Origin of the sequence: Dyadobacter sp. 22481, from assembly GCF_052044875.1 — a bacterium.
In the GTDB taxonomy this organism is placed as follows: Bacteria; Bacteroidota; Bacteroidia; order Cytophagales; family Spirosomataceae; genus Dyadobacter; species Dyadobacter endophyticus.
Genome location: NZ_JBQENV010000005.1, coordinates 302723 through 314927, shown reverse-complemented (window position 1 = coordinate 314927; position 12205 = coordinate 302723). Strand labels below are relative to the sequence as shown.

General features: G+C 52.0%; 13 protein-coding genes. All 13 read right to left on the bottom strand.

Annotation, left to right across the window (positions count from 1 at the left end):
• Positions 1-8: 8 nt before the first annotated feature.
• Complete coding sequence (locus ACTJJJ_RS29505; RefSeq protein ID WP_426293760.1) at positions 9-1295, bottom strand: relaxase/mobilization nuclease domain-containing protein; 1287 nt, start codon at positions 1293-1295, stop codon at positions 9-11.
• Entirely contained in the window at positions 1283-1672 is a 390-nt protein-coding gene (locus ACTJJJ_RS29500; RefSeq protein WP_426293761.1) for a hypothetical protein, read from the bottom strand. Before ACTJJJ_RS29500 ends, ACTJJJ_RS29505 begins: the two co-directional genes overlap by 13 nt.
• A 61-nt stretch (positions 1673-1733) precedes the next feature.
• The gene (locus ACTJJJ_RS29495) at positions 1734-2651 is read right to left on the bottom strand and encodes a toprim domain-containing protein (protein ID WP_426293762.1); all 918 of its coding nucleotides are present in this window, start codon (positions 2649-2651) and stop codon (positions 1734-1736) included.
• 38 nt (positions 2652-2689) lie between these two features.
• Positions 2690-3460 carry a hypothetical protein gene (locus ACTJJJ_RS29490; RefSeq protein ID WP_426293763.1) on the bottom strand — a complete coding sequence of 257 codons (771 nt, stop codon included), beginning with the start codon at positions 3458-3460 and terminating at the stop codon, positions 2690-2692.
• An 11-nt stretch (positions 3461-3471) separates the two neighbouring features.
• Positions 3472-4323 (bottom strand): conjugative transposon protein TraN, encoded by an 852-nt coding sequence (traN, locus tag ACTJJJ_RS29485; RefSeq protein WP_426293764.1) that lies wholly within the window; start codon positions 4321-4323, stop codon positions 3472-3474.
• An 8-nt stretch (positions 4324-4331) separates the two neighbouring features.
• Complete coding sequence (gene traM, locus ACTJJJ_RS29480) at positions 4332-5624, bottom strand: conjugative transposon protein TraM (RefSeq protein WP_426293765.1); 1293 nt, start codon at positions 5622-5624, stop codon at positions 4332-4334.
• Entirely contained in the window at positions 5602-6009 is a 408-nt protein-coding gene (locus ACTJJJ_RS29475) for a hypothetical protein (RefSeq protein ID WP_426293766.1), read from the bottom strand. The genes traM and ACTJJJ_RS29475 overlap by 23 nt, the downstream gene beginning before the upstream one ends.
• 5 nt (positions 6010-6014) lie before the next feature.
• Positions 6015-6632 (bottom strand): conjugative transposon protein TraK, encoded by a 618-nt coding sequence (traK, locus tag ACTJJJ_RS29470; protein ID WP_426293767.1) that lies wholly within the window; start codon positions 6630-6632, stop codon positions 6015-6017.
• 11 nt (positions 6633-6643) lie between these two features.
• Positions 6644-7738 (bottom strand): conjugative transposon protein TraJ, encoded by a 1095-nt coding sequence (gene traJ, locus ACTJJJ_RS29465; protein WP_426293768.1) that lies wholly within the window; start codon positions 7736-7738, stop codon positions 6644-6646.
• A 16-nt stretch (positions 7739-7754) separates the two neighbouring features.
• On the bottom strand, positions 7755-8384 hold the full coding sequence (locus ACTJJJ_RS29460) for a TerB family tellurite resistance protein (RefSeq protein WP_426293769.1): 630 nt from the start codon (positions 8382-8384) through the stop codon (positions 7755-7757).
• Between the two features lie 7 nt (positions 8385-8391).
• Positions 8392-9033: a hypothetical protein gene (locus tag ACTJJJ_RS29455; RefSeq protein ID WP_426293770.1), complete on the bottom strand. Its 642-nt coding sequence runs from the start codon at positions 9031-9033 to the stop codon at positions 8392-8394.
• 11 nt (positions 9034-9044) lie between these two features.
• Positions 9045-9722: a conjugal transfer protein TraI gene (locus tag ACTJJJ_RS29450; protein WP_440703729.1), complete on the bottom strand. Its 678-nt coding sequence runs from the start codon at positions 9720-9722 to the stop codon at positions 9045-9047.
• A gap of 19 nt (positions 9723-9741) precedes the next feature.
• Positions 9742-12201 carry a TraG family conjugative transposon ATPase gene (locus tag ACTJJJ_RS29445; RefSeq protein WP_426293772.1) on the bottom strand — a complete coding sequence of 820 codons (2460 nt, stop codon included), beginning with the start codon at positions 12199-12201 and terminating at the stop codon, positions 9742-9744.
• Positions 12202-12205 lie beyond the last annotated feature (4 nt).

Sequence of the window (12205 nt, the reverse complement as noted above, 5' to 3'; positions counted from 1 at the left end):
GACGCGTTTTAAAGTTGTAGTGAGATTTGTTTGCGTTTTTTATGCAGTCGCCTTTTCAGCTCCCGCGGCAGCGAATCTGCCTGCGGCACAGGATCAAGCAGCAGCTTTAACAGGCTCTCATCGGGTAGGGGGGCGCTGGCTTGTTTTTCGCTGCCAATGGCCGGCTCTGCTTGAAGGGCTGCCATGCCAGAGGAAGGCTTCAATAGGGGATTTTGGTAAATGCTCGGGGCTGACTCCAAGCTCTTTTCCGATTCGGCCAAGTGTTCCAGCAGCTTGGAAGGGGTGTAGCGGCCCCCAAGCTGACTGGCCGAAAAGACGGATCTGGTTCGAAAATCGACAAAAATAACTTCACAGAGCTTCCCAGTGGCCTCCAGGGCGTATACAGCTTTGACTCCCTGCTGGGAAAGACGTTGGCCCAAAGCAGCCAGAGAGCGGGTGTCGGGGGCAATCAGGGCTAGATCAATCAGGGTTTTAATGCGCTGCTGGCCGGGCAGTACAGCGAGCTTATTTGCTTTAAAACGCTCATGCAGATACCTCAGGGTGGGTTTACCCGAAAGGCGGCTGGCTTTAACGGATGTCCCTATTTTTCTGCCGTCATCAGCAAGCATCTGGTAGGTGAGCCCTTGGTAAAACCGAATTTTTGACCCGGGTTTGCCAGTCTTGGCAACCAGGTTGTAGTGCCTGAGCACCGCGTTGAGCTCTAAAAGGGAGCTGTATTTAAAGTTGGGAAGCACCACCGAGAGCACCTGAGAAATTGCAAGCGTTGCTGGGATCTTGCCGTATTGTAATTTTTGAGCGCTTTCCAGTTTGCCGGCCGGCATCATTCTTCCCCGGGATGGGGTGAGCCGGTAGTCTTTTTCTATTTGTTTGATCACATCTTTGACCGCTGCCTGCCGGCTGTGGAAGACCGAATTGCCTGAGCCGTCCGCCTTCACAGTTACGGTAACAAGGTGCAGATGTGGATGAAGCGTGTCCAGATGCTGATAAACCAGAAATGGCTGATCGGCAAGACCGATATGATCCATATAGGTCTGCGAGATTTTTTTGAGCTCGGCTTGGGTAAGTTTATCCTCGGCCGGAAAGGAAAGTACAATGTGAAGACAACCTTTTTTGCACCTTTCGTTGAGATCAAGCCGCTTTTGAAGCACGAGCATGCGTTGTTTTGCTGTAAGCTCGCCGGCTTCACATGGATAATTGCCGGCCAATATGCAGCTGGCAAGCCCGGCATCGACCTTGTTTTCGTTATACTGGCAGCTGCGCTTTGCTGAGGCCGCCGATCTGATTATTGCAACCATACAAGCGCAGTTTTTTTGCAGTGCTGATAGATTTGATCGATCAGCACTACGATCCTAGCCCGGTCTTTTTCATGTTCATTAAGCCAGACGGCGGTCAGCTGCTGGTGTGGGCTCGCAGAAACTTTTTGTGCGGACTGCTCAAAAATCTGGATCGCATCCGATAGCTGCCTTCGCGTCAGCGAGAGCTCTGTGATCAAGTCTTCCAGGGAAGCATTCCGGTGATTGACCGTGACTGGTTCTGAGAGAATCAGCTTTCTGAGGTATTCTGCCAGACTGCGGCAGGTGGTCCGGCTGCATCTGTCTTTGAGTAGCTCGTATTGAGAGATCTCTACTTGGAAGTAAACGGTGCGGCTTTGGTTGGGGACAGGCTCTTTCATCACTTTATTGGGGAATCATTTAAAATACAAAACCTGGTAGTGGGCAAATCCAATTTGCGCCTCATATTGACAAATCCAGTCCTGGTGTCTTTGATAGACTTTTCCTAGCCTGGTTGTTGGTCGCTATCAGATACTCGTTTAAATCCTTGAAGCCATGGTAGAGCATGCTCTTGTCTGTGAGATGATCGTTTTCGGCCAGCGCCCGGCTGGTCAGGCTTTTGCCGGTCTGATCCAGGTCCAGATAAAGATGGACCTGGCGGTGGCTTTCGAATACGGGCCTGGCTTTCGAGAAAAATGCTACCGAGTTAAGCACCATGTAGTTTTCGGATTCGATGCCCGCATTTGGATGCATGGAGCGGTAGGAAAGAAAATCAAAAAAACCTTCAAAAACAGCCAGAACGTTACCTGCGCGCCCAAGGGTGGTGATATCTTTGGGCGAAGTGCTGATCTTGCTATACGCATTGCGAAGCTCGTAGCCGCCTGAGTCATTGGCAAAACCGATCGCGTAGTAGGTTTTGCCCGAGAGCTCATAGTCTATTTGCCGGCAATGCTCTCTGGCGAGCTCGATGTCAATGCAGCGCTGGGTCAGATAAGATAGCAGGGCGGGCTTGCTCAGCGGGTTTTCTTGCAGTATTCTGATTTTGTTTTGCTCGGGCTGGGCTCTTGCCGCCGAAGGCGCCGCAGCAGAAAGCATCAGTATGTCTTGCCTGAAAGCGCTCAGAAAATCGCCGACTGAGCACTGATGGTAGCGGATCCCGAAATCAATCAGGTTACCGCCGGCACCTTCCCCGAAATCATACCAGCGGTTCAGGTGCCGGTTTACTTTGAAAGAAGGCGTTTTCTCGTCTCGAAACGGGCTTTGGTACCAATAGTTGACCCCGGCGATCCTGGCAGGTTCTATCCCCAACCGGGACAGGTAGCCGACCATGTCCACCTGGCGGACTTTTTTTATATAATCTTGATAAGCAGTATAGTCCATCTCCTTGAAGGTATACGGTGGTCATGGGGGCGAGCGGGCTAGCTTGCCGACAGACCCTGCTCTTGCTGGCGGGCCAGGCGGTCGGCATCACTGGCCTGCAAAGCATGTTGGGCGGCCTGCTTGGGGGCGTGCTGTTTGGAGTCAGTCAGGGCGTGGATCTGCTGGCGGACCGAGTTGTGGTCATAGGCGATGATACCTTTGAACTGCGGGCTTGCCTCGATAAAGAATTTGTGCTCCACGCCCTGATCAAGAAGGGTAACCTGCTGGCGGTTGCCCTTTCGAAGTGAGTCAAGCAGTTTTGCCTTGCTTTGATGCTGGTCAAGCTCTTTAATTGAAAGCCTGGAAAGCACCCCGGCAAGATCGTACCCATAATTTGGATGGAACTGTTGGATCTTAAAATTGCCTGCCTGATCCGTATTTTTAAAGTCGAGTTGCACCCAGGCCTGGTAGGGATCCCCCTGCCGGTTGATGAGCTGTTTTTCAACGGCTCTGCCCTGTAAAAGGTTAAAAGCTTCTTTGACGGTTATACTTCCCGAGCGCTGCATGTAGAACAATTGATTGACCTTCTGAGATTGATCGTAGTTTTTCAGGCTGGCCAGGTAGCTGTTAAAAAAATACAGATCTTCTCGGGCCGATTTTTGAAAATTCAAAGAGGCAGTAAGCTCATCGTTTCCAAAACGCATCTTGTGCTGCAAAGAGAACTGAGCAAGTTGTTTTTGCATACTGGCCCGTAACTGCTCATTTAGTTCTTGCCCAAAGCCGTGATATTTGAGCTGGTCTGTGAGATACTCGAAATTTTTCTGGTTCATCTCCGATCTCTTTAAAGGTTTGACACTGATGGAATCCGCGCTATTTTCGCCAGGTGCTTGGCTTTTAAGCGCACGGTAATATGCCGGGAGCCACTGTGCTCTGTGAGCTGCACCAGAAGGCTCTTGCTTTCAGGAAGTGTCATTTTGGCCAGGGCCACTACCAGGGTTTTTTGCTCTGAGGCCCTGATTTGATCGGTCGCGACAGATCCACCGATTGGCAGCAGTTCGTCCTGCTGGCTGGCTGAGCGTCTGATTTGCTTATTGTCGCTTGCCAAAAACCGTAGTGTTTCGATCTGGTAGTCGATCACAGACCGGTTTTCAAGGCTCAATCTTAAATACATCACAGCTCCTGCGATGTAGAGGCCGTCTACTTCCAGGGATACATCGCCTGCTAGACTTTTGCGCCTTAGGTTTGGCGGTTGGTCTGCGGCAAGCTTTAAAGCTTGCTGGATTTGATTCTGATCGATGGTCTTTGGCATTTGGGCCGCAAGCGGCTGCTGACGGCTGGGCATAATTTGCAGCCCGATGCTGGAAGGCTGCTGCTGGTAGCGGACCTCGAATACGTGAAGATCCCCGTCGGCTGTGATCACAAGCAAACTGGTAGGCTCCATCTCTTCGCGGGCCGCCTTGATCAGCACTACGTTTTCTGTCCCCTTTGCTTTTTGGGCCAAAAGTTCGGCACTGCCGCGGTCGACGCTTTTCACAGCGGCTGCAAAGCTCAAAGAAACAGTTCTGGCCGCGCTGACTTCGAGTGGGAGTGACTCAATCGCGTAAAGCCGGTCATTTTGCGCGAACGCCTTAGGCTGGGCCAGCAGATGGATAAGGCAGGATATGTATACTGCCATTTTGATGAAATGATGCATAGCTGATCTTATCGGTTAGTTGTGTTGGTCTCGTAAAGGAGCACTTTGTAGCCCTGCCGGAGGGTGATCTGGGTTAGCCTGGTTTTTCTGCTGAGCAGCATTTTACCCATCTGGATTCCGGCAGATGCCGCCTGGGCACCCACCGAAAGGCCGCCAGCATCCAGGTCATATCCCTGCACCTGGCTGCTGAGCTGCTGCTTGGCCACAGTGCGCGGCATCGCGCCCGGGATGAATATTCCCTCATTACCATCCAGGTCATAGACTGACAGGCTCACGGGAAGGATCAAATCGCCTGAGCGGATTGAGCTGATCTTGATTTTGAGCCGCTCTCCCGACAAAGACGCGGTGCCATAAACAAAGGTGTTTGCCGCGATCTGGGCTGAGGCGACCGATAACGCCTTTGTCAGCCTAAGCTGAACGGTATTGCCTGAGACCAGCTGCTGGGTATGATCGATGACGGCAGTCAGTCCGGATTCGGTGTTGGCTGCATCTTGCTGGTCGAGTCCGTAAAAACCGGTTTTAAGGCCCTCACCTGCTCTGTAAGCAGAAGAATCCTGATGCGCCGCAAGCAGCGAGATAGGATCATCGGTAGAAGCCGCATTTACCGGAAGGCCTGGAGTCTGATTTGCATCCTTGACATCGTCTGGCTCTGCCGGCAGATTCTCTTGCTGCTGTAACTGCAATAGCTTATCGAGCATTCCATCGAGTCTATTCATTTCAGGATCCTGGCCGTCGGCCGGATCCTGACTTTGCATCTGGGCCATCATCTTTTCAAGCCGGGAGATATCTGGCTTGCTTTCAGCTGCGGTGTCCCTACCGGGCTCTTGATTTTCGAATGCCGGCACATGCGATGCTGCTATGGCTTTGTCCAGAGCCCTGAGCCTTTGATGGAGCTGTTTTTCCTGCTTTGTCCCGCTGCCGGCCTGGAATGTGCTTACATGGCCGGGCTTTAAACCCGGGGCCGACAGTCCCATCAGCGCTGAGTTTGTCGAGTCAACTACTGGCCTGTATTCACCCTGCCGGTAGGGATCTTTTTTGATTTGCTGCGCCCAGCTGGCTGAATCCTGATCCGCCTTGCGGTAGTAGGCAAGCTTGTCCATGTTTTGCTCGCCTTTCAGCTCAGCGGCAGGCAGACTTAATTGCAGGCCGGTACCCTGCGGGTTCTCCGCTGGTGGTTTATCAAGATTTCGAACCAGCAGCTTCCAGTAAATGAATGTCAGAAACGGTAGGGCAAGCAGCGGCAAGACAAGATAGAACTTGCGTTGCCTTAAAAACTGGTCAGTGTAGGGGCGAGGCGTCATGGCTGATTTGTGGTTTTGTGTTTTGAATACTATCTAAGATGAAGGCCTTTTCAACACTGTCCAGATACTGATCCAGCGCTTGTTGTTTGGATGGGCTTTCAGGCACAGAAATGGAGCCCGAAATAGCAGGCAAGCTCAGCTCGAAGCGGTGTAGGGTCAGCTTTGGCGGATTGATTCCGTAGTAGATAAGACCTGCCGCAGCAGCTGAGGCGGCCAGGCCGGCAGCTATAAGCGCAGCTTTGAGCCTTCTGGCAGACAGCCTTTGCGCGCGACTATTTAAACGGTTTGCCCAGGCGCGCTGGATGGAAATGATTTTTGCTTGCAGCTTTTGATACTGTCGGCCAGCAGGCTGCGGGCTGCGGGCTGGTTTGAATCGGTAGAACATGGCAGTTATCTGGTTTGAATTTGAATGTCTTTGTTCTGGGTGGTCACCCACCGCTCGATGAGAAACCCGTGCGGGTTGTTGTCGCTTCGCTCGACGGGTCTGAGGGACCCTGCCGTTACAAGGCTGCGCGATACGATACTGGTCGGGCGGATAATCCGCTGGATGGCGCGGCACTCGAAGGTGTAGGGTTGAGCCGATGCGTCCAGGTTGACGCTATCGATCTGGATCTCTTGCGAGACGTTTCCTGAGATTACCCCTGCATAAAACCCGGACTCGCGAAGGTCCTCGTACTGCTTTTTTGCGCTGGCGTCGGCCAGGTACAATGCCCTGGACAGATTTGCCGTGATAACCTTCTCGTCGGGGGCCAGCGTGAAAAACAGCCGGTGGAAGGTTTTGACGTGGTCGCGGGCTTCCACTGCAATGTTTTCCCTGCGCTCGGAGGCATAGGCTTCAAGCACCTTCCCGCTGGCCAGGATGTATACTTTCTGGGCAGATTTTTCAGCCGAATCAAATGAGAGGTAGATCGAAACGGCTGAGAGAAGCGCGCAGCAAATGATCAGCGCGAAACAAAAAAGGCGGATGTGCCGGAAGGCGCGCTCGATGTCCTGAGTCTTGGTAAACATATCTTTTTAGTTTAGTTGGAAGTCCTTTTCGGCGGCGTCAAAAGGGGAGCCGTTGGGATGGCGATGCGCCCGGCAGAAGTACTAGCAGCATCAAAGACCCGCGTGGTTTTTTGCAGCAGCGCCCCGGGCGCTCCTGCGTGAATGATGTAGCCTGCCACGGAAGGCACCGAGAAATAGCCCACAATCCCGATCACCAGAAATATCAGGTAGGCCATATCGTGTGCGTTGAAGAAGGTGTCACCCGAGCCCTGGATCTGACGGATGTCCATCGCAATCATCTTCTGCTGGATCTTTCCGATAATGGCCCCGAAGATGTTGGCCACCGGCAGCCACAGATACACATTGATGTAGCGGGCAATCCAGCTGGTAAGCGTAAACTGAAAGCCGTCAAAGACTGCGATCCCGAATGCGAGCGGGCCTATGATGGCCAGAACGATCAGATAAAAGGTCCTGATCGTGTTGATGCAGAGTGCTGCGGCCTCAAAGATCACCCTTAGGACTTCGCTCAGGGCTGCCTTGATCGAGTTGCGAAAATTATAGGACTGCTTGGCCATATAAAATTTAATATCATTGGCAATCCCGTCAGTGAATCCTTCCGAGTAGCTGTCACCATACATGTATTTAAGCCATTTCTCGCGGTTGCCCCGGCTGTCATCGCCTACGTACATCTCCCAGAACTCGGAGCTTTTGATAGCATCCTCCTTCTTTTTAAGCAGCATCTCGATCGCTTTGTCTGAACCGGTGACCATGCCCGAAGTGCCGCGCACGGCAGGGGAGAGCACAGCGTTGATCAGCGCGATCACCGATGGGAAGACAAGGATTGCAAAGCCTATCACAAAAGGCCTGAGCAGCGGGTAAAAATCAATAGGCTCTGCGGCTGCGATGTGCCGCCAGACCCGGTGGCCGATGTAAAAGATGGCGGCAAAGGCTGCAATCCCGCGGCCGACACTGATCAGCTGCTCGCAAAGGGGGAGCATCTCCGAGTAGAGCTCATCGAGCACCCGGTTCAGCCCTCGGATTTGCGCCTGGTAGCCTTGCGCGTAGGCGAGGCTGGGCACTAGCGTGCCGGTAGCTGCAATCAGCAGCTTGGCTTTGAACTGTTTCATAAGCAGATTGTTTAGCCTAGGGCGTTATATCGTAGATGTTTTCCGTTGTTTTCAGCGAGGCCTTTTCGTCCTTGCGCTGGGCGGCCAGAACGCTGTTGTTGCTATTGAGGTGCCTGAGAAAAACCAGCTGCTCTGAGAGGTCCTTATAAATCGAATCGATCATCGATAGCCGCTCATCATCGGAGGCCCTGAGCTTTTTTGCGGTCACTACATCAAGCAGCGCATCCAGGTTTTTTAGGCTTCCATCCGAGAGCTCACTGTAAACCTTACCCAGGTAATCCAGCTCTTTGGCGCTGAATACTCCGGAGGCTGAAAGCGCTCCGGGCGCGCTTTGGCATTCCCGCATGATGGCAAGCTGCATCTGAACGATATCCTTTATACGCCCGTAGTTTTTCACTGCCGGACTGACCTGCAAGAGCCCGTCAAGAAACGCCTCGTGCAACTTGAAGTTTCCACGGGATATATCGCGTATCTTGGTGTAGCCTTCAAAAAGGATGTCATACCCCTTTTTGAGCTCCCGCAGAATTTTCCTGAGCTCGCGCAGCTTTTCAAGGTTTAGGATCAGCTGGGTCACTTCCTGGGTTTGGGCCTGCGAGGCTAGCGGAGCGGCAAAGCCCAGCATCAGTATAAGGATTAGTTTTTTCATATAACTGTTATTTGATGCCGTTCAATTGGCGGCGGTTATCAATATCTTCCAGCTCTGCCGAGACGGATTTGCAGACCAGGCGCAGATCCCGCCTCAGGTTCTGGGCCAACAGGTAATTCTCTTCGAATTCTTTGCAGATGCCCTCTATCCGCTGGATCCTCTCATTGTCAGTCATCGAAACCTGCTCATCGCGGATCACCATAAAAAAACCGCCGATCAGCACCTGGGAGTCATCATAGAGCATTTTAAGGCCAGTGATCATTCGCTTTTTCTGCGCCGGATCAAGCAGCCGGCAACCAGCGATTTCAGCAGGCAACTTCTCGCAGACTTCATTGATGCTCCCATGCAGATCAGTGATGTGTTGCAAGCGGAAGAGCGAGGTGATCCCTGACTTGACAATGCGCAATGAATCAAAGCGGTTTTTATGCAGCTTAAACTCACCGTTTTTGATTTGATGGATCGTGTTAAGGCCCTCTTTGGCGATCTTGTACCCTTGTTTGGTTAGCTCTAAATAAAGCTTCAACTGCACGATCTGCTCCTTGAGGTACTCTCGCTGCGTTTTGTTCTGCCTGAACCATTCTTTGAATAGCTGGGCATGGGCGCCCGTGGCCAGTAGCGCCAGCCATAAGGCGATCAGTAGTGTTCTCATAAGGATTATTTTTACTGGATGCCGTAGAGCTCCTTAGTGACTTTGGCGTCGAATTCGCTTCTGGCCCTGGAAAGGCTCAGCAGCTTGTTTTCCTGGTTGAAGGTGTTGAGCTCATCGTAGATCTGGTCTGCGGTTTTTGCCGCCCGGTCAATGATTTCAAGCCGTTTTACATCAGAGATCTGGGTGGCAAAGGATTTAACGACCAGCTCCAAAAGCTCCACGCTACGGGCGGTTTCTTGAAGGATCCCCTTGTAGACTTTTTCCATCTGGGCAAGCTCAGCTGCGGTGAAATGCCTGTCGTTTCGGAATATTGCCCAAGCCGTCTGGTACTGCCCGACGATCTGGGCCTGTTTGTCAAGGGTCGCTTTAATGCGGAAATAGTAGCTGACCACAGCCTTTACCTTTTTGAGCTCTTCATAGTACTCCTTATAAAGCTCCCGCTGCTTTTTGACCCAGTCCTCAATCTCATCGAGCTTTAATTTGGCCATCGCATTTTCAAGTGCTTTTTGCGCGTTTTGAAGGCGGATCTGCCGGTTTTGCCGGCGCTGCACTAAAAGGTCCATTGCCCTGACTACGCGCTTGACGGCCTGCTTGATAATCTCAGCCCAGGGAATTGCTGCCTGCGCCTGTTTGATAGGTGTGGTCGCTGTCAGTAGCAGCAGCGTGAGGATAAATGCCTTTTTAAACATATCAGTCTTTGATTTGAGATTAGCCATTCCGGCGCATTTGTTGGGCAAGGGCCGCGACGCCAGCCTGTATGCTGCCCAGCTGCTGGGCATACTGCTGCACCTTGATCTTTTCGGTTTGCTCAGTGGTATAGGTTAGGTATTCTTCCAGGCTGACCTCGGCGCGGTAAACTTTGGAGAGCGCCCCGCCCAGACTGATGAAGACCTCCTTGTAGCGCAGCAGCGGGTCATTGGCCTTGTTGACTGAGAGCACCAGCGACTTTTCCTTTTCGGTCAGGCCCAAAAGCTCCTGGATCTGATCGAACTTGTTTTGATACTTGGATTGATCCAGAAGGATCTTGCAATCCGAGTTGTTGATGATGGCCTGCTTGACAATCGGGGAGGAGATAATATCTTCCACTTCCTGAGTGACCACAATCGCTTCACCAAAGAACTTTCTGACCGTTTTGAACAGGTACTTGATGTACTCGGCCATTCCCTCTTTGGCGATTGCCTTCCAGGCTTCCTCGATCAGGATCACTTTCCGGATGCCGGAGAGCTTTCTCATCTTGGAGATAAAAACCTCCATGATGATAATGGTCACGATCGGAAACAGGATCGGGTGTTCTTTGATGTTATCCAGCTCAAAGACGATAAAGCGCTCTGATAAAAGATCGATGTTTTCTTTCGCGTTCAGAAGATAGTCAAACTCGCCGCCACGGTAATAGGGCCTGAGAACGTAAAGGAAATTACCTATATCAAAATCCTTGTCCTTGACCTGGTCCTGTTTGAGTACCTGCACGAATTGGGTTTGCAGGAACTCGTAGAAACTATCAAAGCATGGAAAAATGCCGCTGTCTTGAATGTGCTCATAGTACTGGGCAAGCGCCACTGAAAGGGCGACATATTCTGATCGCCTGAAAGTCTCGTCGTCCTTTTTCCAAAGCGCCAGTAGCAGCGTTTTGATGCTTTCCTTCTTTTCAGTGTCAAGCGCATCGCCTTTCGCTATGTAAAAAGGGTTAAACCGGATCGGGTTTTTCTCATCATAAGTGAAATAGTATCCCGAAACCATATCGCAGAGCCCTTTGTAGCTGTGACCAACATCGACGAGCACAATATGCGCGCCGGAATCGTAATAGCTTCTGACCATGTGATTGGTAAAAAAGCTTTTACCGCTTCCGGAAGGGCCGAGAATAAACTTATTGCGATTGGTACAGATCCCCTTTTTGATCGGCTCATCGGAGATATCGACCAGTACTGGTTTGCCGGTAAGCCGGTCGCCAAGCCGGATCCCGAAGCTGCCCTTTGAGGACCGGTAGGGGCCTTCCAGATTGAAAAAGCACGCGGCCTGTTCTGCGAACGTGTCGAAAGTATCGTTCATGGGAAAATCGGCTGCGTTTCCCGGTATGCCCGCCCAGAAAATCTGGGGGGCTCCGGAGGTCTCCTGTTTGGCTGAGCTGTCCAGCTGGGCAAGTGCCGATGAGACCATGCTTTTTAGTTCTTTGACCGAGCCGTGCTCCTCTGTCCAGGCCAGCACATTGAAATGTGCTTTGACCGGGAGCCGCTGCTCGCGGATGGCTTCGTTTAAAAATTCGTTGGTGGCCTCAAGGGCCAGACTGTTCTCGCGGGCATAAATCGAAAGGGATTGCAGCCTGAGCCTTTTGCTTTCAAGGCGTTTGAGCGTCTTCTCACCCTCGCCAGTAAAGACGTACTGGTTGTAGATGTGATTACAGGCCAGCAACTGCCCGAGAAGGCTAGCAAAACCGACACTGAATTTGGCGCGGTCAGTCGAGTAGCGCTCATAGGTTGTCGCAGCGCTGCAAATCCCTGGAAGATCAGCCGCGTCAGCCAGCGTGTATAGGCTGCATAGTCTGTCCCCGATCTGAATTCCCTTCTCAAAGCTGATCTCACGCAGCAGCCTCTGATCAGTGCCGGTCAGCAGAAACGCGTACTTTTCGATCAGGCCCGCCCGGCGCGCCTGACTTAGCAGCTGATCGTTTTGTAGTTGGGTGAGCCGGCTCATGCCGCTGTCCTCTAAAATACGTTTGAACTGGGTGGCACTGTCCAAAAAATCATCGAGCGCTGCTTTGTCTAGCGTCTGCCGAGGCGCAATCGAGCTGCGAATCAGGTTAGAGGTCAGCGAGCTGGATAGTTTTCTTTCCTGGGGCGATTTGGTCAGCATCAGATAGCATTCATGGGAAAGGTAGGGTCTTCCCTTAAAGAATTTGTCGCTGGCCTGGCTTAGAAAGCTGACTGGCTCTGAGCGGTTGGCAGAAAATTCTTTTGTAACAAACCAGTCTTGTTTATGCAGCAAAGCGCGGGAGGGGAGCATCTTGATGGCCTTAACCCATGTCTGATGAAAGGCCTCGTACTGCTGCTCAGAGAGCGTGAAGATCTCGGGCATCTCTGCCCGGAAAACGATCGTTACATCGCCCTGGCGCGAAAGGATCATATCATGCTCCACATCCAGTATCGGTAGCAGATCATCGAGTAGCTTTTCCATTTGC